Raw genomic sequence first — 25345 nt, forward strand, 5'->3', positions numbered from 1 at the left:
GTTAACTCACGCTCTGCTTGATGTTTTCAAGGTAAGCGTGTTGTGCTTCTTCGCTGGTTAGCAATAAGAAGTTCGGTGCCGACAAGCCATAGAATTTATTGATATCGCTTGCGCCAGATGCCTCTTTAGACAATAAGCTACCCGAGCTCAATAGATACTTAGCGTATAGGTTGGGTGATTCAAACAACATCTCGTTTGCGAGCTTGGTGTTGTGTCCTTGTTCATCCAACTGGTTAAGTTGTTGGGAGAGGCTATTGGCGACCACTTCATACAGATAAGCTGACGTGGCGATTCCTCTCGTCGCCATTGCTTCCACAATCGCGGCTATGTCTAACTGCAAAGTAATGGTGGTAAACATCTGACCAAGAGCAAGCTCGTTATCTACAGTGATGCGTTGGTCTAAAAGATGATCGCATTTTACGGGTGATTGTTGCTCAAACGTTTGGAAACGCTCTGGCCAAATACGTGCAGCATCGTTGTCTTTCATGGCTAAGGTCATCTTGCCTTGCTCATCGAATGCGATGATGGCGTTTTGTTGGTTAGACTCCAAAGCGATACCGTAACGAATCCACAATGTAAGGTGCACTTTGCAAAGTAGATCAACGTAATCTTTAAACCAAGTCAGCGTGTTTTTCTGATAATACTGTTCGGCGAGGTGTTCCAAGAACAAACGTTCATCAGGCATTGGACTGGCAAGGGCAGCCACAGGCACCAGTGCTTTGTCTTGGAAGTAGCTCACTGGGTATTCACGCACAATGTAAGCAAAGGTTTTATCGTCTCCAACATGCCCGCCATGTTTCTCATTGCAATGGAAAAGCGTGCCGTGTAAGTCTTGATCTGTTTGCTCTAAGTGCGTCAATAAACGTTCAAACCAATGCCCATCATAGAGCGTGGAGGGTTTGATTAGGCGAATGTTTTTAGTACCCAAAGATCGCATGATCAGCGGCACCTTGATGTGGACCTGTGGTGCTTGATTCACGACCACTGTGCGCACTGACAGGGTAGGAGTCACCTCAAGATAAGCACCCGGCGCTTCAATGACGCAATCAGGGAGGCTTTCAAGGCTTTGAAGGGTTAATGGATGTGCAGGAAATAACTTATGGCTAAGAGCAAAATCGGCGGGCAGGCCCACTTGCTCCATCGTCGGCCAACATTCCGGCTGCGGGCTGGTCAATGTAACGAGTGACTTCTCGATTGCGAGCCAACGAAGTTCAAAGCTTTGTGCAAATTCTGGCGCGAATTGCTCTAGATCGTGATCGCTTAAACCGAACTTAGCACGTGCTGTCGGGTAGTAAGGGTGATCAAGATATGATGCGATTTGATCAGCGCGTAATAGCTTTTGCTCCCAACGTTCTAGTTGAGAAATTGGCAGCATGAGTGCTTCCGAGTGCTGGCTGAAGGCGCTATCGCACAATCCTTTGTGTTTTTCGGCGCATTCGAGTTCTTGCAAATAACCATCTAATAACGAATGCGAGCTTTCGTGAGCACCTGCTTTCAATAATTCGATCCAATCTTGATAGTGCTGCTGGGTTTCAACGACACCATTTCTCTCGATGAACCAACCATCACCTTTCGAGCCATCTGGTTGGCCGTAAACCCAACGTTGCATGTAATAGCTCGGAGTAACGGGCAAGTAGAGTGTAAAGTATGAATCTGCAAAAACAGCCCAAATTTGATTACGAGGATAAGAAGATAGTTTGAGTTCACTCGGGAGCTGAGATTTAAATCGGCTTTGAGAAACCAATCCAAACAAGTCTTCACGCAAACACGTATCGACTAATCGCTGAGTGAGGTATAACGCGTTTTCATTCATGCTGTTACCTCGTTTTTTGCTGTTAGATTGAAGCGAGAGATTGCCTGTTGTAGCGCGGGTTCTAGAGTTTGACCAGAAGGAGAAACGACCGAAATTCTCGCTAGGTAATCCTTGTTGGAGAAACTTTGTTGGAACGTCTCACCAACCCTCTTAAGCACTTGTTGTTGAGTGACAATATCGCCCTCTTGGTGAATGAAAGAGGTTGATGACCCTTCAATCAAACCGCTTTGTTGCGCCACTACATAGTGCACATGGGCGTTGCCATCAATGCGAAATGTAGGGTCAAGTTTGTGACCCAAGTGAAGGCTTAAGATGGTATTGAACCAATTCCCGCCACTGAGGTTATCAAGCAAAAATTCCCGGCCATCACCAATACTTCGATAGTTGATCTCGACCAGTACCGGCCCCGAATCTGTGATGATGAATTCGCTATGACAGACACCAAACCCCACCCCGAATTCTTGAAGCTGACGTATACATTCATCACGGTAGTGCACGCTGTTAATACCATTCCAACTCGCCGCTGTTTCGATGAAGTAAGGTGGCGCCGAGAGTTCCACATCGAACCCCCCAAGTGCGACTAAATTTTCCCCGTCGCCAATGGTTTCGACAGTGATAAGCGGACCTTGTAAAAACGCCTCAACCAAAATGGGAGTCGTAGGGTGCTTTTGCCAAAACGTATCGCAATAGTTATCCAGCTCAGCTGCAGACTCGCAGCGCTGCACGTCTAAACTAGCGACGCCTTCCTTGGGCTTCGCAACGACAGGAAAATCGAAATCGAATACAGGAGCGCTCTCTCGACTTAACAAAACACTTTGAGTATTAGGTAACGATTTTTCGTTGAGAACCTGACGAGTTAAGTATTTGTTTTTCGCCTTAAGCGTTACATTCCAATCTTTAGCAGGCACACCAAAGAACTGTGCACAGATTGCGGTGGAGGTTTGTAAATGGTCGCTGTTACTGAATACAGCACCGGGTTTTAGGTCTCGTTCTGTGATGGTCTCGATAAGATCAAGAGGATTAAAAACATCACATTCTAAAATTTCATCGGGATTAAAGCGGTCGTCATCAGTGGCCAGTTTTAAGTGGTTGAGTTTGTGGTCTGTGATCAAAACGACGTGGAGACCCATCGCTTTTGCTGTCGGTACGAAGCCGTGAGTGATCGCATCATTCACGACGTGACTCACGATGATTATCGTAGATTTCATGGGGCTTTCCTAATTTCCAAAACGTTGTTGTCGCCTGCTCACAACTCGCTTTCAAGTGCTCTCTTTCGGGTATATAAGAAAGAGAATTTTCCTATCTTATTGTTTTTATTGACTCTTATGTCATTAGTGGTGTTGCATATTGCAAGGCAAATATAGATCAAAAAATATATATTGCAAATATAAATGATATTTGTTTTCATTCGCACTATTGTGATTTTATAAACTAAAATGGAATTAGATAATGAACATTAGATTGGCCTTGTCCCCACTCGCTTTGGCAATTGGAGGTGCATTAACAGCAGTATCTATTGTGCCAAATGTTATGGCAGCAGAAGGTGTAGCTGTGGATGAAACTCTGCAAGTTATTGGTCATCAGTACGAAGGTTACGCGGAGCATATGCCTCAGTCGGGTACCAAAACTGATGTCGAATGGTTGGATGTACCGCAGGCAGTATCTGTTGTCACAAAAACGGAAATGCAAGACCGCGGTGCTGTACGTTTGGTGGATGCTCTTGATGGTGTTGCCGGAGTTAACAACACCTTGGGTGAGGGGAGCCGAGACCAATTTGTGATTCGTGGTTTTGATGCTCTCAACGATATGTACCGTGACGGCATGCGTGATGACGGAACGCTTCAATCGTACCGAAGCTTAGCGAATATCGAACGTGTCGAAGTGGTCAAAGGCCCTGCGGGCGCACTTTATGGCCGAGGTTCAGCAGGTGGTATCATCAACTTGGTCACCAAGCGTGCTAACGGAGATAACTTCACTCACGTTAATGGCAGTGTTGGCAGCAACAATCTGTTTGTTGGTCAGGTTGACAGTTCGATGGCGTTTAGTGATAAAGTCAGCGGGCGTATCAACGTGGAAAGTCGACAATCGGATTCCTATGTAGACCACGTCGACTCGAATGACTTCTTTATCGCACCCACCATTCGTGTATTACCAGCGGATGGTCACACGATTGATCTCGATGTCGAATATGCTCACCAGGAGTTGGTGCCATATCGTGGTGTTCCATCAAAGAATGGTAAGCCTGTCGACGTCTCTGAAAGCACGTTTTACGGTGGCACGAACGATTACCAAGAGTCGGACAGCATTCGTGTTGGCGTTAATTATGAATGGCTTTTGAATAGCGAATGGGCATGGACAAACCGCGCGGCGTATAACCATATCGAGCTTGAGCAAAAAGGCACGCGTCAGGGCACGGTAACAGGGGATCAAGTATCTCAAACCGTGAACAACTTCGGCTATGACCCTCGTACCACGACAACACTGCAGTCTGAATTGGTTTGGGAAACGGATTCTAACCAAATGATGATTGGTGCCGATTACAACCAGATCAATATCGATCTCACTCTCGCAAGCGACAAAACTTTACCTTCGAAAGATATCTATAATCCAGTTGCAGGTCCAACGCCTGATCCGGGTTTCAAACCTTTCCGTGATAACACGACAACGACTACTGGCGTCTACATTCAAGACGTTTACACCTTTGGTGATCTTTCAGTGATCGGCAATGTGCGTTACGACTCGATGGAGCTTGAGCAGCAAAAAGCGGGCTCAGCAAAAGAGAACCTAGACGATAACAAAGTGAGCTACCGCGGTGGTTTGGTTTACCGAATCAACAACGACATGTCAGTGTACGCAAGCTTAGCTCGTTCATGGCAATTGCCTTACTCAGGTATTTACATCAACCCTAAATTAGCAGAATTCTTCCACACTGATCTAAAAGAAATTGGCGCGAAAGCTTACCTATTAGATAACGCTTTGATGCTGAATGCAGCGATCTTCCAAATCGATCAAGAGCAACCTGAAACCAATACAGACGGAGACGTTGTTAACAAGATCGAAGCTCGTCACCAAGGTATTGAGCTAGAAGCTCGCGGTCAGTTTACAGAGCAGTGGGACATTTCGGTGGGCTATAGCTACCTCGATGCCGAAAACAAAGAAACAGGCAAAAAGCCAAATGATGTGTCTGATCACCTGTTTTCGCTTTGGAGCACTTATCAGTTAGATGACAACTGGCGTTTGGGTGGTGGCGTGAAATACGTAGGCGACCGTTACGCGGGTAATGATGAAGCGGTAGCTCTGGGTGACTACACCACGGTTGACTTGATGGCAGCGTACACCACGGGTCGTCACAAAGTTCAAGCGAATGCTTACAACGTGCTTAATGAGAAATACATTCTGGGTGCAACCAACGGCACGTCTGGTACTAACCAGATTGGTTACGGAGCGCCAGCCGAATTCATGCTCAGCTACGGCTATCAGTTTTAAAAGCTAATTATGTTCTAAGAATGAGTTCATTTCTAAGAGCTCTTTCTACTCTAAAAACGATTGTTTTGTTCGCTACGAATGAGTGAACAGTTGGTCTTATTTTGAGGCCATTTAGCCCATAGGGTCAAAGCGCCGATATAACCGTAAACACGGCCTTTGACCCTAACCTGCCTATTTAGGAGATTTTCATGCCTTACCAGAATTTGGATGGTAAACCCTGTACTCAATCACATCAAAAGTTGCGTCTAAGTGCCCTTGCAATGGCCATCGCTTCAGTGACTTCCATGAGCGCGTTTGCTGCATCGGACCCGCAAACGACGACCATGGAAACGGTTGTCGTGACGGGCAGCTTGATCGGTAATTCAGAACTTGAGGATGTGAAAGAGTATCCGGGAGCGCGTACCGTTCTAACTAACGAACAAATTAAAAAGACTGGCGCACTTTCGATTGATTCGGCCTTCCAAAGTGTACCGGGCATTAAGGTTCAAGACGAAACGGGCACCGGTGTTTTGCCTAACATCTCAGTGCGTGGTTTGAAAGCGAGTCGCAGTGGTCATGCTCAATTTCTAATGGACGGTGTGCCACTGACTCTTGCGCCTTATGGTCATACCGGACAATCTATTTTCCCTGCGACTCTGTCGATGCTTGACCGAATTGATATCGTGCGTGGTGGCGCTGCTGTGCAGTATGGGCCAAACAACGTGGGTGGTGTGATTAACTTGGTGACTAAGCCTATTCCACACGAGTGGCAAACGGAAATCAGTAATCGCTTAACAGTATTCGAGGATGGCGATACGCCGCTCAACGACTTTTACCTGCGCACGGGGGGCTGGTTAACCGATACGCTGGCACTTCAAGTAGAGGGTAACTTCTTAAAAGGCGAAAGCTTCCGTGAACACTCCGACACAGATGTCAAAAACTTCCAAGCCAAATTGCAATGGTTACTGAGTGATACTCAAGAGCTACAAGCTTTCGTTCAACGTTATGATGCCGACACCCAAATGCCCGGAGCTTTATCGCCGGATGATTACGAAAAAGATCGTACTCAGTCGAAGCGCCCATACGATGAATATCAAGGCACTTCAACGCGTTGGAGCCTGAAGTACCTGCATGACTTGAATCTTGCAGATAGCGCCGAATTAGAAATACTAACCTTTGGCCACCGTTCTGAGCGTTTCTTCCAATGGGGCTTTAACAGCGCTGGTGGTCACTGGGCGGACCCGGCATTACCATCAACCGATATTCGTACGTCACCACGTGAATTTGCTGTTTATGGTGTTGAACCTAAACTCGCGATGTACTTTGACGGAAATACCGTAACGCAAAACGTGATTGTGGGTGCGCGCTATGTTAACGAAGACATTGATTACAAGCTGACCCAAACACCAATTGCTGGTGGTGCTACAACAACCCCACGTGATTGGCACTTAGATACTGACGCTTTTGCTGGTTACATCAGCAATGAAATCGGCCTGTTCAATGATGTACTGAAAGTTACGCCGGGTATTCGTTACGAATCGATTGATATGACGTTTGATGATCTGGGTACAGCACAGAGCACAGACAACAAAGTGACGGAATGGCTGCCCGGCTTAACCGTGGCATACCATCTGACAGAGCAATGGGTGGGTTACACCAATGCACAGAAATCTTTGCGTGCACCACAAATCGCTTACATCCGTGGTAAAGGTGAAGAGGGCAGTGAACTAGCGTGGAACTACGAGTTGGGTGCTCGCTACAACCAAGATTCAACCAGCTTTAACATCGCACTTTACCGCATTGATTTTGAAGATCAGCTGCAATGGCAAAGTGCTACCCAAACTTTCGATAACATTGGTAAAACCCTTCACCAAGGTGTTGAGCTCTCTGGTCGTTATATTCCTCAAGCGATGCAAGCTTTGAGTTTGGGCGCTGGCTATAACTACTTAGATGCAACGTTAGAGGAAGAGGGGGCAAACAAGGGCAATCAACTTCCTTATACGTCTAAACATCAATTTAGTTGGGATGCGACTTACGCCTTTAGCAAGGTAGATACGACTTTGTCTGGTTACTACTTCAGCGAGTCTTACTCTGACAATGCGAATACAAGTGCCGAAGATGCAACGGGTGCGACAGGTAAAGTGCCTGCCTACATGGTCTGGAACTTTAACCTAGGTTCCGATTTGTACAAGGATGAAAACAGTAAGCTGCGCATGAACCTTGCGGTGAACAACTTGTTTGATGAGGACTATTACTTCCGCGGTATTGATACCAGCCCCGTTGGTCGTTATCCAGCCCCAGGACGTTCTTACACTTTGGACCTGAATTATCAGTTCTAATACGTAATTTATTGAAAGTAATAACGAATAAAAGTCGCCAATACTCTTGGCGGCTTTCATGGTTCTAGCGTTTAAGGAAAATTAAATATGGAAAACAGCTCTCGCCTTTTGTTTTCGAATCTATTTCAGTTGTCGAATGGACTGCTGTCATTTAATAGGCCGCTTTTATTCAGCAGGATAGCGGTAACCTTAGTTTTGCTGGTTTTAAGCTTATTCTCATTCTCCAGTTCAGCACAAATGAGGGTCATACAAGATGAGCAAGGTCAGTTTGAAATAGCGACTACCCCGCAACGTATTGTGGTCTTGGAGTTCTCATTTGTAGATGCGTTAGCTGCGGTGGGTGTTTCTCCCGTTGGTGTTGCCGATGACAATGATGCTTCACGAGTGATTCCGGCGGTGCGTGAATTGGTTCAACCATGGGAATCGGTTGGCATGCGTTCTCAGCCTAGCCTAGAAGCCATTGCGGTATTAAAGCCCGACCTGATCATTGCTGATGCAGAGCGTCATCGTACTGTCTATCAAGATCTCCAACGCATCGCACCAACGTTGCTGCTTAAAAGCCGCGGCGAGACGTATCAAGAGAATTTAGAGTCTGCACTCAAGATTGGCATCGCTCTCGACAAGCAATCGTCAATGGAACAACGCATCCAACAACATCAACACGCCATGGCTGAATTCAAAAGTCATTTCTCGCTCAAACAAACCGTCCAATTCTCTGTCGTGTCGGATAAAGGTATGTGGTTACATAGCCCTGCATCTTACGCAGGAGGCGTGCTCACCACATTAGGTATTGCGAGCCCTATTGTGAAACCAACAGAGAAGGCATATTTACCAACCAGCTTTGAGTTGTTGTTGAAAACCAATCCGGATTGGTTGCTCCTTGGCGCTTACTCTCATCCAAATATTGTTGATGATTGGCAGAAAAATCCGCTATTCAATGTACTAACCTCTGCTAAAAATCAGCAAGTTGTAGAAGTGTCACCGGCGCTTTGGTCATTGAATCGAGGCATGTTAGCGGCAGAACAAATGGCGAAAAATCTTGAGCAGATCTTGGATCCATCATGAGTACAATGTTGTTCTCTAAAAGTAAGCGATTCTGGCCAATACTGTCGTGGCGAGTCACGTTATTTACGGCATTCGTGTCGTGTTTGGCACTGTTTGGTTACGCGGCCTCTATGACCGGGTGGTCTAATTTCTCATTAACATTGAGTGACTTGATTGACTACTGGTTTGCGTTTGATGAAAGCAACATGACTCATCAAATATTGGCGACATTAAGAGCACCAAGAGCTTATGCGGGGCTATTGATTGGTGCGAGTTTGGCCGTCGCTGGATTATTGATGCAGGGATTAACGCGTAATCCACTCGCGTCTCCGTCGATTCTTGGCATTAACGCTGGCGCAGCCTGTTTTATGGCGTTAGCTGCGATAGGCATACCTGTGGTTAGTGATTTAAACCCAATCCTTAATGCGGTTCTTGGTGCATTGCTAAGCGGCGGTGCCGTTATGCTCCTCGGTGGTTTTTTCTCCGAACGTTCTCATCCGTTACGTTTGGTTCTCGCGGGTATCGCCATTACGGCGTTATTGCTCGGACTGACACGAGCGGCGCTGATTCTTGCTGACGATATGGCTTATAGCGTCTTGCATTGGCTTACTGGCTCGCTGTCTAGTGTGGATGATGATCAATGGCAACAGCTTTGGCCGCCTGTAGTGATTGGTTTGGTGTTGGCAATGAGCCTTGCTCGCAACCTCAACTTGTTGGCACTTGGCGAAGAAGTTGCTGTGGGTTTGGGCAGTAATATCAGGTTTACTCGCTTCGTGAGTGGACTGACGATCGTGTTGCTTGCCGGAGCAAGTGTCGCTATCGCAGGGCCAATTGGCTTTGTTGGATTGTTAGTGCCTCATTTGGTTCGACCTATGGTTGGGCACAATTATCATTTACTGATTCCTATTTCAGCATTGGCAGGCGCAGCATTAGTATCTTGGTCAGATGCGTTGTCGCGAGCGATTGCTTTTCCGACTGAAACACCTGTTGGTGTTATTACTGCTTTGCTCGGGACACCTTGTTTTATTTTGATTGCGACGAGGAGATCTTAATGCATCATCAAACTAAGATAGTTTTGTTATCTGGGATTCTCATATTAGTGGCATCCGCAGGTTTGTTTGTCGGTGCAGCTTCGCTTTCTGTTTCTCAAGTCATCGAACATTTGGTCGCGTTTTCCAGTGACGACTTTGTTATCCATCAGTATCGGCTACCACGTATGTTGCTTGCGATAAGCGTGGGCGCAGGGTTAGGGCTTTCAGGGGTATTAGTGCAAGGCGTGATACGTAATCCGTTAGCATCGCCTGATCTTATGGGTATTAGCGCTGGGGCAGGACTTGCTGCGACAGCGAGTTTAGTCTGGTTTCCTAATACAACGGTCAGTGTGCTTCCTGTGGTGGCGATGTTGGGTGGGGTATTAGCTGCTGGACTGATTGCTGCATTGGCCTGGTGGTCAAGGCCAACACCCGCTAAATTGGCGCTGATTGGTATTGCGGTGAGTGCGTTTCTGGCCAGTTGTATCGACTTCTTGCTGGTCACCAACCCAATAGAGATCAACACGGCAATGGTGTGGCTTACTGGCAGTCTTTGGGGCAGAAATTGGCAGCAAGTCCCGTATATTTGGAGTGCACTGCTCTTGTTGTTACCCATGGCATTATGGCTTGCTTGGCGATTAGATGTGATGGGGCTTGGTGAGGAAAGTGCAACCACATTGGGTACTAAGCCAAAACAGATTCAGGCTCTCGCGTTATTGGCCGCTGTATTGCTTGCCAGTGTTAGCGTTTCTGTTGCTGGAACGATCAGTTTTGTGGGTTTGTTGGCACCTCACTTAGCACGCTTGTTGTTTGGGCATAATCATAAATTGTTAATCCCAGTATCTGCACTGGTAGGGGCAATTCTGGTTACAGGCGCTGATGGGTTGGCCAGAGGTCTACAACCACCTATTGAATTGCCAGCAGGCGTTCTCACGTCTGTGATTGGCGCGCCATATTTCATCTTTCTTCTCTATCGTTATCGAGGTTGGTAACCATGCTTAAAACGCAGAATCTTTCCGTCGCGTACGGCAAACAAACGATCATACCGAACCTGTCTGTTTCTATCCCTAAGGGAAAAATCACCGCATTGATAGGACCTAACGGGTGCGGTAAATCCACCTTATTAAAGACGTTAGTCAGAATTAACAAGCCAGTGGCTGGAGAGGTGTTGTTTGAAGACAAACCGCTATCAAGCTTCGGCGATAAAGCACTCGCTCGCTCGTTGTCACTTCTTCCGCAAATCTTGGTCAGCCCAGAAGGGATCACGGTCAGAAAATTAGTCGAATATGGCCGTTCGCCCTATGTCTCTCATTGGGGAAGGTTAGGGCAGGACGACCAAAGGATTGTCGAGCAAGCAATGCGAGATACAGGTGTCCTTGAGTTTGCTGATAAGCCTGTTGAGTCTCTGTCTGGTGGCCAGCGTCAAAGAGCATGGATTGCAATGGTAATTGCACAAGATACGGACGTAGTGATGTTGGATGAACCGACCACATACCTTGATATGTCTCACCAGGTGGAATTAATGAACCTGATGCAACAGATGAATGCTAAAGGAAAAACGGTGGTTGTTGTGTTGCATGACTTGAACCAAGCCAGTCGTTATTGCGACCATCTAGTGGTTTTGGAAAAGGGATGCTTAATCGCAGAGGGCTCACCTGATGAGGTGATGACCGAAACCATGCTCAGTGACGTGTTTGATCTCAAAGCGAGCGTGTTTCGTGACCCTATTTCTAATACGCCAATGTGTGTCGCGATGTAGTTATTTGCCTGAACAACGAGATCACCAAGGTACAAAGAACAGAACACTGGCAAGGAAGCCACATTAGATTAGGTCGTCTAAACTTAAAGTTTGTATGTAGTCAAAGTAGAACAATTTGGGCTCTAAAGACGTTCTCGAAATAAATGCAAATTAGTGCTTTACCTCAACTTAACTTGAGGTATTAGGATATGCAACGTTGCTTACGAGAATACTTTAAGGAGAGAAGAATGATCCAACTTGAACATGTGAATTTAGTGGTAAAAGACATCCCAGAAATGCTGGTTTTTTATAAAGCGGCGTTTCCTCATTGGTATGTCCGTGATGAGGGAAAAGGGGAGTGGTCAGGTAAGCCACGTAACTGGCTGCATTTTGGCGACGAGTACCAATACATCGCAATAAGTGATCACGGTGAAGGTGAAAATAGAGATTTGGCAGGGCATTCTGTTGGTCTCGCACACTTCGCTTATGTGACCAACAATATCGAAAGTGTCACTCAACGGCTTGTTGATGCGGGCTTCCCAATTGCCAAAGCCGGCGCCGAAGAACCCTATCGAAAAAACGTCTATTTTGTGGATCCGGCGGGCTTTGAAATCGAGTTTGTTGAGTATTTGAGTGATGATCCCAAGTTACGAAATGCCACGAGTTAGTTACGTAATACGCCGCTTTATTAAAGTTGGTTAGCGACATGAAAACACGCTAGAAAACATTTATAGAAAAGGGCATTGTGGAATAATCCGCAATGCCCTTTTTCGATCTATTTAATCGCTGATTGGCTAACTGATGTTGAGATCTGTTAGCTGGTGTTTACTTAGCTTTAAACGGCACCAACAGTTGTTTGCCAAACACATTGATTAACGCGCCAGTCACGATTAGACCACCACCTAGGTAAGTCCAAACTGATGGAATCTCGTTGAAGATCCACACACCTAATAGTGCTGAGAATACGATTTGAACATATGAGTAAGCTGAAGCCTTGCCTGCTGCTTGGGTTTGCATCGCTTTGGTTAAACCGTATTGGCCTATTTGTGTGAAAATCCCGACCAGAACCAACATCATGGTTAGGAACAGGCTAGGCCACACAAAGTCGTTCCAGATAAGGGCGGTGGAGATTGGGAGAGCAACCAGAGGGAAGTAGAAGATGATCACTGAGCTGTCTTCCGTTTGGCTAAGCTTTCTCACAATCACATAAGCAATTGAGCTACCAAATGCGCCACATAACGCCACCATTATGCTGAACAGCGGTAACTCGCTGCTCGCGCCGCTGTTCATGCTTGGCTGAACCATCACTAATAATCCTGCTAAGCAGAACGCAATGCAGATCATGGTCGACTTTTGGACGCGTTCTTTCAGAAACAGCACGCCAAGTAGGGCGGTAAATACAGGGTGAACGTATTGTAGAATGGTCGCTTCTGCTAATGGTAAAGTGGTCACAGCGTAGTAAACACACATCAAGGCTGCTGTGCCAACTGCGCCTCGAACAAACAACAACGGTTTGTTATTGCCCCAGATCGAAATGCCTTTTCGCTTAACGTCGATATAACTGATGATCAAGGACACCAAAGCCCTTGCTGCAACAATTTCGAATACAGGTATGCCGTAGTTGCTGATGTATTTCACACACGCAGACATCAGTGCGAATCCAAAAGCAGAGAGGATCATGAACCGAACCCCAACAGGGATCATTGAAAAAGAGAAAGAAGGCATAAAAATATCAATCGGTTGAGGGAACAGGAATCATAACTTAGTTTAGAAGAGCCGACCAAAGGCTTTGTCCTGTTCTGGTCAACTTGATTCAATTAATTCTCATTTCAGCTCGACTCGTTTTTTATCTCACATAAGATCGGCTATAACTCAATTTTATAAAATCAACATCAACAGAAGGTGACGCTAATTCAACTCTGATTTATCGGTCGTTTTAATTGTCTTTCTTAATCATATCATTCTCGTGAATTTATAATAAGAGATATGTTCTATGAAACCAATCAACACCCTACTCATATCCACGCTCGCGCTTTGCTCTTTCAGTTCAGCTACTTATGCAGATACCATCTTGCACGCTTTCAACTGGAAGTATTCAGATGTGACAGCCAACGCCAATCAAATTGCTCAAGCCGGTTATAAAAAAGTACTGGTTGCTCCGGCAATGAAATCGAGCGGCAGCCAATGGTGGGCGCGCTACCAACCTCAAGATCTTCGAACCATTGATTCACCTCTCGGCAATAAACAAGATTTGGCCGCAATGATTGCCTCACTTAAAGCCGTGGGCGTTGATGTATACGCTGATGTGGTGCTCAACCATATGGCGAATGAAAGCTGGAAGCGAAGTGACTTGGATTACCCAGGCACAGAAGTGCTAAACGATTATGCGAGCCGTTCAAGCTACTATGCTGACCAGACTCTGTTTGGCAATCTAGCGCAAGGTTTTGTCTCCGCTAACGATTTCCATGCCGCGGGCTGTATTTCAGATTGGAACGACCCTGGTCATGTTCAATATTGGCGTTTGTGCGGGGCTGATGGCGATGTAGGTTTGCCTGATCTCGACCCAAATAACTGGGTGGTTTCACAGCAGCGCTTATATCTGAAAGCATTAAAGGATATGGGCATCAAAGGTTTCCGAATTGATGCGGTGAAGCACATGAGCCAGTATCAAATCGATCAGGTATTCACACCTGAAATTACAGCGAACATGCATGTGTTCGGTGAAGTGATTACCAGTGGCGGGGCAGGGAACAGCGGCTATGAGTCGTTCTTAGCGCCTTACCTGAATAACACCAATCACTCCGCATATGATTTCCCGCTGTTTGCGTCGATTCGAGCTGCATTCTCGATGGGCGGTGGTTTGAATCAGTTGCATGATCCAAAAGCGTACGGCCAAGCACTCGATGACAACCGTTCGATCACTTTTGCGATCACACATGACATTCCAACCAATGAGGGCTTCCGTTATCAAATTATGGATCCACAAGACGAGCAGCTTGCTTACGCTTACATCCTTGGCAAAGATGGTGGCACGCCGTTGATCTACAGTGATGATCTACCGGATTCTGAAGATAAGGATAACGGTCGTTGGGGCAATGTTTGGAATAGCTCGAATATGAAGAATATGCTGAGCTTCCATAACGCGATGCAAGGTAAATCAATGACGATGATTTCGAGCGACCAATGTACTGTGCTATTTAAGCGTGGCAAAGAAGGCGTTGTTGGAATTAACAAATGTGGAGAAACGCGTGGCGTGACGGTTGATACCTACCAACATGAGTTCAATTGGTATGTTCAATACAAAGATGTATTAAGCAGCGCGACAGAAACCATTTCTTCTCGCTACCATACCTTCAATTTACCACCACGCAGTGCGCGTATGTTTAAGCTTTAATGCTTATTCTCTAGAGCGAACACCACTGGTAAAAAGCATAAGCCGCAGCAAGTTCTGCGGCTTATTTGTATCTAAGCTTAAGGCTTATCGTTACTGTTGATCGCTAATAACACCAAACCAATGATTCTGATGAGACAGTGCTTTCAGCAACTCGATCTCTTTTGTTGTCTCTTCTCTAAGCCATTCAATAAGGTCGTTGATGATAGGCGTATGACTACGCTGGTGCATGAAGTAAGTCCAAGCACTGTGTTGGATTTTTGCATTTCTAGGGCAGTACAAGAAGCCTCGTTGGAGATCTTGTTGAACTAACAACAGATCTGTGACCGTAACCCCTTCACCGGATAGACAGGCACTGAGCGCCATATCTAAAGACAAGAAGCTGGTATTTCTGACAGGTTTCTTTGGTGGGAATTCAACATCGGCCAACCACACTTTCCAGTCGTGATGATCTAAGGTTGGATGCAGCCTTGGCAAGGTTAAGATCGAATCAAGGTCGGTGTCTTTGGTGGTTAGGCTAGTTGAGCAAACCGGTGCCATGAACTCTTCACGCAAGAAGGTAATGTCTGGTGCTTTGTCATAGCGTTTTTTGAAGCGCGTATGGAAGATCAGTAGGTCATACTCGCTGCTATTGATTGATTCGTCTTCCTCAATTACAGGAACTATGACGATCTCATGATCTTGATAACGCTCGTTTAATTCCCGCACTTTAGAGATCAATACTCGCGTCGCGAAACTCAAGGTCGCTTTGATCACGATACGTTTCTGCTTCGGCTCACTCCAAGAGGCAATGACAGCTTCGATATTGCCGTAGCTTTCACGCAAAGCCACATACAAATCATGACCTTGTACCGTTAATTCAATCGCTCGATGCTTACGAATAACCAGTGATGCGTTTAACTCATCTTCAAGCTGTTTGATCTGTCGGCTGATCGCACTTTGTGTCACATGCAGTTCTTCGGCAGCCAGAGTAAAGCTCATAAGCCTTGCGGCAGCTTCAAAGGCTTTTAAGCCATTATGTGAGGATGGCAAGCTAGGATATGGGGTCATAATTCGTTCGCATGAGTTTATGGAATGTTAGAGTCGCAAATTTATCAATTGAACGCCAGCCCCATCGATCGTATTTTGGGCGAAATTAACTGAGGCGCTCATGAAAAAAATACTCACTCTTGCATTCCCTTTGATCATTTCACAGCTGATCTCCATGGCTTTAGTCCTTACTGATGTTTGGATGATGTCGCGTATCAGTGTGTCAGCCCTTGCGGCTGGTGGCTTAGGCGCCTCTATCTACTTTTTTATCTTCATTATTGCGAGCAGCACTGTAGGTTGTGTCGCGAACTTGATTGCGATCGCTTATGGACAGCGCGTCGCTCGTCCAGAGTTTGGTAATACACAAATCAGATTGGCGGTGAAAGGCGCAACCATGTTGGCGTTCGTGCTCAGCGTGACCTTAATGGCCAGCTTCTGGTTTGCTCCGTTGGTGTTAGAAGCCGCAAAACAGCCGCCAGAAGTGATCACTTTAGCGATGGAATATGTCCATGCTTTGAAGTGGGTGATGTTGCCTTCGCTTATCTTGTTGGTACTTCGTGGCTTAACCAGTGCGTTTGGCAATGTGCGTTCTATTCTGGTGATGTCTATTATCACCGTAATTCTGAATGTGCCAGTGAGCTACTTCCTAACCTTCCAATTAGACATGGGACTAACAGGTTTAGGCTTAGGTACGGCTATCGCAGCATTTATCGTGATGGTTGGATACACGGTTTGGGTATTCAAGCGTGACGAATTCAAGCAGTTCGCCCCTTGGTTAAATACAGAAGAGTACTCAATCAAGTTGATGAGCCCATTGTTGTTGATGGGTCTACCTATCGGATTAGCAGCACTACTTGAGCATGGATTAATCTACGGTGGCACCTTGATGGCGGGCACGATCAGTATTGCTTCGTTAGCTCTGCACCAAATCCTGCTGCAATGTTTGAGCTTTACTTGGAACTTCAATTTTGGCTTCTCACAAGCTGCGGCGATTTTGGTTGGTCGTGATTTTGGCGCGGGAAACTACGAAGGGATCAAAAGAACCTCGATTCAAAGCTTCATATTGGTGTCGGTGTTGAGTGTGGCGTTGTCGGCTGTGTTTATCATATGGCCTGAGATGATCGCTTCTATCTTCAAGTTAGACGATGGTACGGGTGCGATGACTTCACTGTTGGCTTCTGTTATCTGGGTTGTTGCGTTGTGCTTTATTGTTGATGCTTGGCAGCTACTGGCGATTAACTTGCTAAGAGGCATGAAGATTGTTTCTATGCCAACCGTGATGACTGCCATTGGTTACTGGGTATTTGGCCTACCTGCAGCTTGGTATTTGATGCCAAAATTTGAATTGGCAGGGATTTGGGGCGGAATCGGCGTGGGTTTAGGCGTGACAGGTATTCTATTGCTGATTCATTTAATGGTTGTGCTTAACAAGAGCAGCAAGACACCAGACTTAGATTGTTCAGCTTACTCTTAAGCTTAATTGAAACGCAAAAAAGCCACAGCAATGTCTGTGGCTTTAGTTTATCTAAATTGATTCTTGGGGGGAGGGAATCAATATCAGGATTAGGAGCAGCGATTTTCTACCAGACGACTTATTGCCAGACTACTCTCTACCAAACTATTTTTCACCAGACTACTTTCCACCGGAGAGCGCAGACTTCATCATGGTTTTGAATTGCTCTTTCTGCTCTTCAGTCAACACATTGTAAATGTTGTTCTTAAGACGCATCTCTTGCATCACCATCGACTTTTCGGTTGCTTGAACCGTATCAATGACCTTTTCCATCTCGGCTTCGTTGAAATCAGGTTGAGTCACAAGGCTGATCTGTTTCTTCTTAAGCTCTATTGCGCTCTCCATATCAATCTCTGTTCGTTCGGATTGATAATCTTCAACAAGAGAGAACACTTCCGCTTGTTGCTCTTCAGTTAGGTTCAAAGAAGCAATAACCATTTGTAATGGGCTAAGCGCCGGCTGTGGCGGTTGTTGTGGTGATGAAGCACTCACAAAAGGAGCGGTAACGAGTAGAGCTGAAGCAGTTAATACACAAAGCGACTTTTTCAGTGATTTCATTGAGTTTCTCCTGTTAGTGGAAACATGAGTATAGGTGAGTAAGCTGAACTCGATATGAACATGTCGTTCAGTTTAATTCGCCGAGCTCATTGCGTTCACTTAGTTACCTTCATCTTAGCGTGGAAAGAGTTAGACCTTGGTCTTACAGAAACCGAGCTAAAAGGTGACTAGAATGATTTGAGTTGCTCACCGTTTTATCAAGGAATACACAAATGGAAGTTGGATTGTTCTGGGCTGAAAAAGGAATGCTAGTGCTTGGCGCACTGTTTGTTTTGACGAGCATGATGCAGTACGGAAGACGCAGTAGCGATTGGAAAGGCGTGATTACGATGTTCTACAAGCGTATCCCAATGAACATAGCTGAATACAAATGGTACCGTTTGGGGATCGCTTTGCTGGTATTTGCTGTGATCATACGTTTCGCATTACTGATTTTATGGCCTTCATATCAGTTCTAGTTCTTCACACTACCTCTCTTATCAAGAGCACATAAAGCCGCTCAATGAATGAGTCAGCCGAGCCTTAATAAACCCGCTTGTTAAGGCTGCTGTTAAATAAAATAGTGCTATTACTCAACAATAAGGAGTGGCTATTACCTTTGTAGCATATTGTTTTTCATGAAGAATAATGCGAAATAATAGCTTACCCACCTGTTTCATCATTCTTACTAATAATCTGCACATAAATCCATTCACCCCGTACCTGATACCATAATGTTCTGTTACACTCGGTCGAATTAGCTTTAATTTGTCAGTGGTGCATTTATGTCGTTCCCAGTTCTTATATGTGATGATTCTGCGTTAGCAAGGAAGCAGATGGCTCGGTCACTGCCTAGTTCTCTAAATGCAGATATAACTTTTGCTGTTCATGGGCTTAATGCACTTGAAGAGCTCGCCCAAAACCAATTCAAATTGATGTTCCTCGACCTAACCATGCCGGAATTAGATGGCTATGGCACATTGGAAGAGATGCAACGTTTAGGCGATACCACGCCTGTTGTCGTTGTTTCTGGTGACATACAACCAAAAGCGCAACAGAAGGTGCTGGATCTTGGCGCCAAAGCATTTTTGCAAAAGCCGATCGATAAAGAAGCGCTAAAAGCCATTTTACGTGAGCATGTTGAGCCGCCGAAACAACCTCAAATCATTACCCCAACCGCTTTAGAACTGCCAATACTTCGCAGACGCGATATCTATATGGAAGTCGCGAACGTAGCGATAGGCCGTGCAGCTGATGCACTGGCTCGTCACTTTAATGTGTTTGTTCACCTACCGCTGCCGAACGTTAACATCTTCGAAGTGAGTGAATTGCACATGGCACTTCGTGACCTAGCGGATAACGACCAAGTGTCGGGTGTTTGCCAAGGCTTTAGTGGAGAAGGCATTGCAGGTGAAGCGCTAGTTTTGTTGAGTGATTCCAGTGTGAGCGATCTTAAGAAGCTTATGAAGGTGCCAACAGAAAGCGAGCAGCTAGAAGAATTAGAGTTGTTGATGGATGTATCGAACATCTTAGTCGGCTCTTTCTTGAATGGGTTAGGGGAGCAATCAGAAGTTCGTTTCTTCCAGAGCTCTCCTGTGCTGCTAGGTCAACACATCTCGATTGATTCGGTGATTGAAAATACCAGCGGCTCATTTAAAAAGACCATGACATTCGAAGTCAGCTACAACATCGACGGCACGTCCATCCGTTGTGACCTTCTATTTATGTTTGTTGATGAGTCTTTGCCTCTTCTAGACAACAAATTGGCCTACCTAATGGAGGAGTTTTAATATGCTGAATCTTCCTGCTGAATTTGAACAGTTCCACTGGATGGTGGACATGGTTCAAAACGTCGATATGGGGCTGGTGGTTATTAACCGTGATTTTCAGGTACAAGTCTGGAATGGTTTCATGACTCACCATAGTGGTAAGCAATCACATGATGCGATCGGTCAGTCGATCTTTGAACTGTTTCCTGAAATCCCAGAAGAATGGTTTAGGCTGAAAACCAAGCCAGTCTACGATTTAGGCTGTCGTAGCTTCATTACATGGCAACAAAGGCCTTATCTGTTTAAGTGTCGTAACGTTAGGCCAGTAACCCAACAAGCTGATTTCATGTATCAGAACGTGACGCTAAACCCGATGCGCTCGCCAACAGGGCAAGTGACCTCATTGTTCTTGTCTATTCAAGATGCGACTGCAGAAGCGTTAGTCTCTCAAAAGAACTAGATCGTTCTATTCGTCAAACAACGCTTTCTTATACGCGTATTAGCATCAGTCTAATCAGCGAATAAAAATGGCTAAGGTTAACCACCTTAGCCATTTTTTTGCTTTCTATTCTTAAAATCTTATCTTTTCCCCCAGTTTTTCACATCAACCAATCCTCTTTTACTGAGCTCTTTGCAGAGTCTTCTAGGTTACATGAACGAAAGGGCGGCGACGAAACGCGCTTTTGGAACCGTAATGCCACGGGTTAATAGAGATTGGTTTTATAAAGTGCAAGCTGGAAAGGGGTATTTAATGGAGTGTGAAGGTTGAATTATCAAACCCAAGTGGATATTGGTCTCTAGATTGAGTCGTTTTCATCCTACTTTTCCAAGTGACAGCAAAACAAAAACGTCACGAGATTACCCAATTTGGTCGAAAACAGATAAAAATTAGAAAAAAATCGAATTTATTTAAGAAAAAAGGCATTTTTTTGTTGGAGAAAAGTGTGATTTTTATGTGATTTCGAGTCACTTTCTTCACATATTTGCATTGTGAGGGCGATATTGTGTGAAATCTGAAGGAAAACGATTGCGCAATAAACCAACAGAGTTTGCGTGGATGGTTCGCTAAGTTATTAATTAGTAAGAATTTAGTTGGAAAGTACAGCTAGGGGAGTTTTAGCGGATATGGAATCTTTGAGAGGATAGCATAAAAAAAAGTGAAATATCAGACTTGCTGTTACTAAATCACGACCTATAATGCTGAAAACCGGAGCGTCTGCCAACGCTCCGGTTTTTTTGTGTCCGAAGAAAAGTAAACCCGTCTGCCAACGGTTTTACTACGCATTTCGCGAGAGACACATAATTTTATGAATCAAGGAAAACACCATGCGTATCGAACAAGAACTTAAGTTAGGTTTCAAAGATGTACTCTTCCGTCCGAAGCGTTCTACCCTTAAAAGCCGTTCTCAAGTTGAATTAACCCGCGATTTTACATTCAAGCATAGCGGTCGTCAATGGTCTGGTACTCCAGTAATTGCAGCTAACATGGATTCGGTAGCAAGCTTTGAAATGGCAGCTGCTCTAGCAGAGCACGGTGTTATGACTGCAGTACACAAGCACTACACAGTAGACCAGTGGGCTGAGTTCGCTAAAACAGCAGACAAGAAAACACTGAACAACGTATTTGTGTCAACGGGTACATCTGAAGCTGAGTTTGAGAAAACAAAGCAAATCATGGCGCTTAGCGAAGACTTCGTATTTATCTGTATTGATATCGCTAACGGCTACTCAGAGCACCTAGTTGAGTACGTACAAAAAGTACGTGCTGAATTCCCGAACAAAGTTATCTCTGCTGGTAACGTTGTAACGGGTGACATGGTTGAAGAGCTAATCCTAGCTGGCGCAGACATTGTTAAGGTTGGTATCGGCCCTGGTTCTGTTTGTACTACACGTGTTAAAACAGGCGTAGGTTACCCTCAACTTTCTGCAATCATCGAGTGTGGCGACGCAGCACACGGCCTTGGCGGCATGATCATCGGTGACGGTGGTTGTTCATGTGCGGGTGACGTATCTAAAGCGTTCGGCGGCGGTGCTGACTTCGTAATGCTAGGCGGCATGCTAGCAGGTCACTCTGAGTCAGGCGGCGAAGTTGTAGAGCAAGACGGTAAGCAATTCATGAAGTTCTACGGCATGTCTTCACAGTCGGCTATGGACAAGCACTCAGGTGGTGTTGCTAAGTACCGTGCTGCGGAAGGTAAAACTGTTTTACTTCCATACCGTGGTTCAGTTCACAACACAATTTCTGACATCCTTGGTGGTGTACGTTCAACTTGTACATACGTAGGCGCAGCAAAGCTTAAAGAGCTAACTAAGCGTACGACTTTCATCCGTGTACAAGAGCAAGAGAACAACGTATTCGGTAAAGAGTAATCTGAACGAGTTCGAATAGTTTGAAGATCATGAGCCGCTTTTTAGCGGCTCTTTTTTGTTTGGGATTTAGTAAGTGGCAGTAGGTACATCACAACCTTGACTTGACTAATTGGTGTAGCAAAATCAATTGCGTGTTTATCTTTTTCTAAAGTCAACGTCAGCAGTCAATCAGAATAATACTAGTACTAAAGTTTCGCTTGATATCATCATTTGTCGAAATTTTTCAATATGATACATCTGTTTTTAATGATAATGCCAACGTTATGGGCTAGGATTAATTGTTAATCCAATGTAATTAATCAGGTGCGTTTGATATGCTGAAGTTGCTAGCAAAATCTGTTTTGACTTGTGTGTTTCTTATACACGTAGCGTTCGCACAAACTGTGCAATTAACGGAAGATGAGAAGCGATGGATTGATAACGCTCCTGTTATTAAAACGAACAACTCAAGTGGAAACGCCCCCTTTGATTTTATCGAAAATGGTGCTCCAGCGGGTTACTCCATTGAATACCTTCAATTACTGGGGGATAAAGTTGGTTTATCTTTTGAGTTTGTTCAAGGGAAAACGTGGAGTGAGTACAAGCAATTTGCTGAAGACCGACACATCGATTTACTTCATCTCGTTAGTAAATCTGAGGACCGAAAGCGTTATCTTAATTATACTCAATCCTACTTTACCGGTTCACCGAGCCTTCTATACGCGAAAAAAAGCAAAGCGTTAATCAGTAGTTATACTCAATTAGGAAGCAAAAAAGTCTCTGTTCTTCGAGATACTGTTGACCAAAGGTTGCTTTCACAATTATACCCAGATGTGCAGTTACAAGGTGTTGATAGCATTCATCAAGGCGTGAATTCTATTTTGAAAGGCGATAGTGACTACTTTTTATGTTACCCAAGTATATGTGATACATACTTGAGCAGTCGATTCTTATCACTGATTGAGTCTCGAGGTCATTTGGGTATTGCTGAAATAGCAGAGCCAAAGCAAGCCTATTTTGCTGTAAGGAAAGATTGGCCAGAACTCGTATCTATTCTCAATAAAGCGATCTCCTCCGTTACGCCGGAAGAAAAGAGACGTTTAGCTGATAAATGGGTTAATCAACAACAATCATTGCCACTTGAAAAAGGCCTCTCGGAAGAAGAGCAATTGTGGCTGGACAACAATAAACGGCTAATTTACTCGCAGCCGACCAAATACTCTCCTTACTCTTATGTTGAAGAAGATGGGACTATGGGGGGCTTAGCTGCAGATTTGGTTAAAGAGCTTAGCATCAAATACGATGTAGGCAGCTATTATGTTGATTACCCTAGCTGGACCGAGACGTACCAAGCATTGTTAGAGGGCGAACTAGACTTTATCCCTACCATCAACATCAATGAAAAAAGAAAACAAGAAGTTTTATTGACTAACCCCGTCCTTACTTATTATTTAACGATTTTTTCTCATGACGATGGTCCAGTGTTTGGCAGCTTGGATGAATTAGATGGATACAAAATTGGAGTCAGCAAAAACTCCTCTGTCGCGAGACTGCTAAAGAAAAACTACCCCGATCTTAACTATGTTACTTATAAAAATGGAGTCGACGCTTATAAAGCTCTAGATAGAGGAGACGTTGATGCCACAGCGACTAGCCCACACGTTATGTCCCAAACTATCAACGAATACAGTTTAGAACATATCGTTAAATCAGCCGAGACCGAATTCAAATTTGAACTCGCGATTGCCGTTCATCCATCAAAACCTGAGTTATTGACTCTATTCAATAAGCTAATTAAAGACTTGGGCGAGAATGAAATAAATAAGATAATGGATAAGTGGACCAAGATTAAGGTTGTACATCGTACGGACTGGAGCTCGATATTTTATTGGATATTTGGCCTGAGTCTAGTTGGCGTCGTTTTTATTACGACGATCTTGACCATCAATAAAGCGAAGACAATTAAGTTGTTGTCTAAAAATGATGAACGTCTTAATAATGCACAACGTGTCGCAAGAGTAGGTAGTTGGGAGCTTAATGCAGATCGAGAGCTTGAGCAGATCTCTCCTCAGATTCGTGTAATGCTTGGGTTAGCAAGAGGGCTCCCATTAACACAAGATGATTACACAGGTTTTATTTACCCAGAGGATAGGGAAGAAGTAAAAAACAGTTGGAAAGCAGCGTTGAAGACGGGCATTTTCCAACATGAATATCGTATTGTTGCCGATGATGAACTGAAGTGGGTTAGAGAAGTAGCTGAGTTAACTTTAGGTAAAGATGGTAAGTTAATGTCGGCTCGAGGTACGGTTCAGGATATTACTGAACAAAAATTGGTCGAGCTGCAAGTTCAGCAGAACGAAACAGAACTCAGAAATCTCACGTCGAAGCTATTGCATGTACAAGAAGAAGAAAGAAGACGTGTAGCACGTGAGTTACATGATGATTTGAGCCAACGACTGGCAGTGCTGTCTATTTCAATCGCTACGCTGGAGTTGGACGAATCGCTTCTTCCTGCCAAAGAGCGTCTTGGATCAGTTAAAAGAGACATAGTTTCAGTGGCCAATGATATTCATGGCTTATCGAGAAGGTTACACCCTTCAATACTGGATGATCTAGGCCTAATAGATGCGTTGCAATCAGAAATTGGCAGCTATGCCGATAGGGAGATGATTGCGGTTCACTTTGAGACAACGTCAACCAAAATTGAACTCGACAAAGCGTCTGAGCTTGGACTGTTCAGAATAACCCAGGAAGCATTACGGAACATCGCTAAATATTCAGAGGCGACAAAAGTACTTGTTACTCTTAATGTAATTAACCAGAGCCTAGTTTTAAAAATTATGGATGACGGTATTGGGTTTGATGTTGCTGAAGCGATGAAGTCACCTGGACTTGGACTACAAAGTATGACTGAAAGGGCACGGTTAATCAGTGCCAAATTCAACATTGAATCCAATAGTGAAGGTACCACTATAGCCACTGAACTCCCGCTACCAGAAGTAGGTTAACAATCGTAGTGGTATCACTGCCCAAGTGGTAAGTTTCATGAGGGCAGTACAACTTTTGTAACCTGAATCTTTAAGTGAATTCACCTTTAACCTGAAACCCGGGCATTCAGCTCACACGCCGTATACCTCGTCTAAGCAACCCTCTCACATGTTTAATGATTCTTGACCTCTTTTAAGATCAGAGTTGGGGGCATCTTCGCAGTTTTGTTTCTTTCGTCTTGAAATCAAATCATGTCCAGCAAACGACCTATCTAATAGATACTGCCTGTCTAGCAAGCACGACTGACCTATTATTTATTCAGAAGTATCAGCTATTCAG

At 44.8% G+C, this 25345-nt stretch carries 19 protein-coding genes; 14 read left to right on the forward strand and 5 right to left on the reverse strand.

The genetic code is table 11. The annotated features are described in order from the left end of the window. Window position 1 precedes the first annotated feature (1 nt). Both HRQ85_RS04095 and HRQ85_RS04100 read right to left on the reverse strand, forming a co-directional pair. Complete coding sequence (locus HRQ85_RS04095) at window positions 2-1813, reverse strand: IucA/IucC family protein (protein WP_172378776.1); 1812 nt, start codon at window positions 1811-1813, stop codon at window positions 2-4. After that, window positions 1810-3021: an ATP-grasp domain-containing protein gene (locus tag HRQ85_RS04100; protein WP_172378777.1), complete on the reverse strand. Its 1212-nt coding sequence runs from the start codon at window positions 3019-3021 to the stop codon at window positions 1810-1812. Before HRQ85_RS04100 ends, HRQ85_RS04095 begins: the two co-directional genes overlap by 4 nt. A 241-nt stretch (window positions 3022-3262) precedes the next feature. On the opposite strand from HRQ85_RS04100, the gene HRQ85_RS04105 reads away from it, so the two are divergent. The 7 genes from HRQ85_RS04105 (at window position 3263) to HRQ85_RS04135 (ending at window position 12098) form a co-directional block, all read left to right on the forward strand. Continuing rightward, entirely contained in the window at window positions 3263-5299 is a 2037-nt protein-coding gene (locus HRQ85_RS04105; RefSeq protein WP_172378778.1) for a TonB-dependent receptor, read from the forward strand. Window positions 5300-5487: 188 nt separating this feature from the next. Further along, window positions 5488-7617, forward strand: coding sequence for a TonB-dependent receptor family protein (locus HRQ85_RS04110; protein WP_172378779.1), 2130 nt, complete (start codon window positions 5488-5490; stop codon window positions 7615-7617). Window positions 7618-7704: 87 nt separating this feature from the next. Continuing rightward, window positions 7705-8682, forward strand: a complete 978-nt coding sequence (locus tag HRQ85_RS04115) for a Fe(3+) dicitrate ABC transporter substrate-binding protein (protein WP_172378780.1) — start codon at window positions 7705-7707, stop codon at window positions 8680-8682. Then, window positions 8679-9713 carry a FecCD family ABC transporter permease gene (locus HRQ85_RS04120; protein ID WP_172378781.1) on the forward strand — a complete coding sequence of 345 codons (1035 nt, stop codon included), beginning with the start codon at window positions 8679-8681 and terminating at the stop codon, window positions 9711-9713. Before HRQ85_RS04115 ends, HRQ85_RS04120 begins: the two co-directional genes overlap by 4 nt. Beyond that, on the forward strand, window positions 9713-10684 hold the full coding sequence (locus HRQ85_RS04125) for an iron chelate uptake ABC transporter family permease subunit (RefSeq protein ID WP_172378782.1): 972 nt from the start codon (window positions 9713-9715) through the stop codon (window positions 10682-10684). Before HRQ85_RS04120 ends, HRQ85_RS04125 begins: the two co-directional genes overlap by 1 nt. Before the next feature lie 2 nt (window positions 10685-10686). Then, window positions 10687-11451, forward strand: a complete 765-nt coding sequence (gene fecE, locus HRQ85_RS04130; protein WP_172378783.1) for a Fe(3+) dicitrate ABC transporter ATP-binding protein FecE — start codon at window positions 10687-10689, stop codon at window positions 11449-11451. A 227-nt stretch (window positions 11452-11678) separates the two neighbouring features. Further along, window positions 11679-12098, forward strand: a complete 420-nt coding sequence (locus HRQ85_RS04135) for a VOC family protein (protein ID WP_172378784.1) — start codon at window positions 11679-11681, stop codon at window positions 12096-12098. A 157-nt stretch (window positions 12099-12255) separates the two neighbouring features. Here HRQ85_RS04135 and HRQ85_RS04140 read toward each other — a convergent pair whose 3' ends face one another. Further along, a complete protein-coding gene (locus tag HRQ85_RS04140; protein WP_048610851.1) occupies window positions 12256-13155 on the reverse strand; it encodes a DMT family transporter in 900 nt (299 codons plus the stop codon). A 268-nt stretch (window positions 13156-13423) separates the two neighbouring features. Between HRQ85_RS04140 and HRQ85_RS04145 the strand changes: the two genes are divergently transcribed. Then, window positions 13424-14824 (forward strand): alpha-amylase family protein, encoded by a 1401-nt coding sequence (locus HRQ85_RS04145; protein ID WP_172378785.1) that lies wholly within the window; start codon window positions 13424-13426, stop codon window positions 14822-14824. Window positions 14825-14914: 90 nt separating this feature from the next. Here HRQ85_RS04145 and HRQ85_RS04150 read toward each other — a convergent pair whose 3' ends face one another. Next, complete coding sequence (locus tag HRQ85_RS04150) at window positions 14915-15871, reverse strand: LysR family transcriptional regulator (protein ID WP_172378786.1); 957 nt, start codon at window positions 15869-15871, stop codon at window positions 14915-14917. 100 nt (window positions 15872-15971) lie between these two features. Here HRQ85_RS04150 and HRQ85_RS04155 point away from each other — a divergent pair, with 100 nt between their 5' ends. Beyond that, the gene (locus HRQ85_RS04155) at window positions 15972-17324 is read left to right on the forward strand and encodes an MATE family efflux transporter (RefSeq protein ID WP_050648127.1); all 1353 of its coding nucleotides are present in this window, start codon (window positions 15972-15974) and stop codon (window positions 17322-17324) included. A gap of 159 nt (window positions 17325-17483) precedes the next feature. Here HRQ85_RS04155 and HRQ85_RS04160 read toward each other — a convergent pair whose 3' ends face one another. Beyond that, window positions 17484-17921, reverse strand: a complete 438-nt coding sequence (locus tag HRQ85_RS04160; protein WP_172378787.1) for a Spy/CpxP family protein refolding chaperone — start codon at window positions 17919-17921, stop codon at window positions 17484-17486. A gap of 212 nt (window positions 17922-18133) precedes the next feature. On the opposite strand from HRQ85_RS04160, the gene HRQ85_RS04165 reads away from it, so the two are divergent. From HRQ85_RS04165 to HRQ85_RS04185, 5 genes are all read left to right on the forward strand, one after another. After that, window positions 18134-18379: a hypothetical protein gene (locus HRQ85_RS04165; RefSeq protein ID WP_010430578.1), complete on the forward strand. Its 246-nt coding sequence runs from the start codon at window positions 18134-18136 to the stop codon at window positions 18377-18379. 306 nt (window positions 18380-18685) lie between these two features. Further along, window positions 18686-19690, forward strand: a complete 1005-nt coding sequence (locus HRQ85_RS04170) for a response regulator (protein ID WP_004731662.1) — start codon at window positions 18686-18688, stop codon at window positions 19688-19690. A gap of 1 nt (window position 19691) precedes the next feature. Continuing rightward, window positions 19692-20129, forward strand: coding sequence for a PAS domain-containing protein (locus tag HRQ85_RS04175; RefSeq protein WP_172378788.1), 438 nt, complete (start codon window positions 19692-19694; stop codon window positions 20127-20129). An 866-nt stretch (window positions 20130-20995) separates the two neighbouring features. After that, on the forward strand, window positions 20996-22039 hold the full coding sequence (locus HRQ85_RS04180; protein WP_172378789.1) for a GMP reductase: 1044 nt from the start codon (window positions 20996-20998) through the stop codon (window positions 22037-22039). A gap of 314 nt (window positions 22040-22353) precedes the next feature. Next, window positions 22354-25026, forward strand: coding sequence for a transporter substrate-binding domain-containing protein (locus HRQ85_RS04185; protein ID WP_172378790.1), 2673 nt, complete (start codon window positions 22354-22356; stop codon window positions 25024-25026). Window positions 25027-25345 lie beyond the last annotated feature (319 nt).

The sequence above is a fragment of the Vibrio sp. Vb339 genome, from assembly GCF_902751245.1.
GTDB classification, from domain to species: Bacteria; Pseudomonadota; Gammaproteobacteria; order Enterobacterales; family Vibrionaceae; genus Vibrio; species Vibrio coralliirubri.

Bases quoted from the DNA above. Each gene is read 5' to 3' on its own strand.
- HRQ85_RS04105 (WP_172378778.1), top strand. From the start codon at position 3,263: ATGAACATTAGATTGGCCTTGTCCCCACTCGCTTTGGCAATTGGAGGT.
- fecE (WP_172378783.1), top strand. From the start codon at position 10,687: ATGCTTAAAACGCAGAATCTTTCCGTCGCGTACGGCAAACAAACGATC.
- HRQ85_RS04165 (WP_010430578.1), top strand. From the start codon at position 18,134: ATGGAAGTTGGATTGTTCTGGGCTGAAAAAGGAATGCTAGTGCTTGGC.
- HRQ85_RS04100 (WP_172378777.1), bottom strand. From the start codon at position 3,021: ATGAAATCTACGATAATCATCGTGAGTCACGTCGTGAATGATGCGATC.
- HRQ85_RS04125 (WP_172378782.1), top strand. From the start codon at position 9,713: ATGCATCATCAAACTAAGATAGTTTTGTTATCTGGGATTCTCATATTA.
- HRQ85_RS04145 (WP_172378785.1), top strand. From the start codon at position 13,424: ATGAAACCAATCAACACCCTACTCATATCCACGCTCGCGCTTTGCTCT.
- HRQ85_RS04160 (WP_172378787.1), bottom strand. From the start codon at position 17,921: ATGAAATCACTGAAAAAGTCGCTTTGTGTATTAACTGCTTCAGCTCTA.
- HRQ85_RS04110 (WP_172378779.1), top strand. From the start codon at position 5,488: ATGCCTTACCAGAATTTGGATGGTAAACCCTGTACTCAATCACATCAA.
- HRQ85_RS04180 (WP_172378789.1), top strand. From the start codon at position 20,996: ATGCGTATCGAACAAGAACTTAAGTTAGGTTTCAAAGATGTACTCTTC.
- HRQ85_RS04095 (WP_172378776.1), bottom strand. From the start codon at position 1,813: ATGAATGAAAACGCGTTATACCTCACTCAGCGATTAGTCGATACGTGT.
- HRQ85_RS04185 (WP_172378790.1), top strand. From the start codon at position 22,354: ATGCTGAAGTTGCTAGCAAAATCTGTTTTGACTTGTGTGTTTCTTATA.
- HRQ85_RS04155 (WP_050648127.1), top strand. From the start codon at position 15,972: ATGAAAAAAATACTCACTCTTGCATTCCCTTTGATCATTTCACAGCTG.
- HRQ85_RS04175 (WP_172378788.1), top strand. From the start codon at position 19,692: ATGCTGAATCTTCCTGCTGAATTTGAACAGTTCCACTGGATGGTGGAC.
- HRQ85_RS04170 (WP_004731662.1), top strand. From the start codon at position 18,686: ATGTCGTTCCCAGTTCTTATATGTGATGATTCTGCGTTAGCAAGGAAG.
- HRQ85_RS04140 (WP_048610851.1), bottom strand. From the start codon at position 13,155: ATGCCTTCTTTCTCTTTTTCAATGATCCCTGTTGGGGTTCGGTTCATG.
- HRQ85_RS04135 (WP_172378784.1), top strand. From the start codon at position 11,679: ATGATCCAACTTGAACATGTGAATTTAGTGGTAAAAGACATCCCAGAA.
- HRQ85_RS04115 (WP_172378780.1), top strand. From the start codon at position 7,705: ATGGAAAACAGCTCTCGCCTTTTGTTTTCGAATCTATTTCAGTTGTCG.
- HRQ85_RS04150 (WP_172378786.1), bottom strand. From the start codon at position 15,871: ATGACCCCATATCCTAGCTTGCCATCCTCACATAATGGCTTAAAAGCC.
- HRQ85_RS04120 (WP_172378781.1), top strand. From the start codon at position 8,679: ATGAGTACAATGTTGTTCTCTAAAAGTAAGCGATTCTGGCCAATACTG.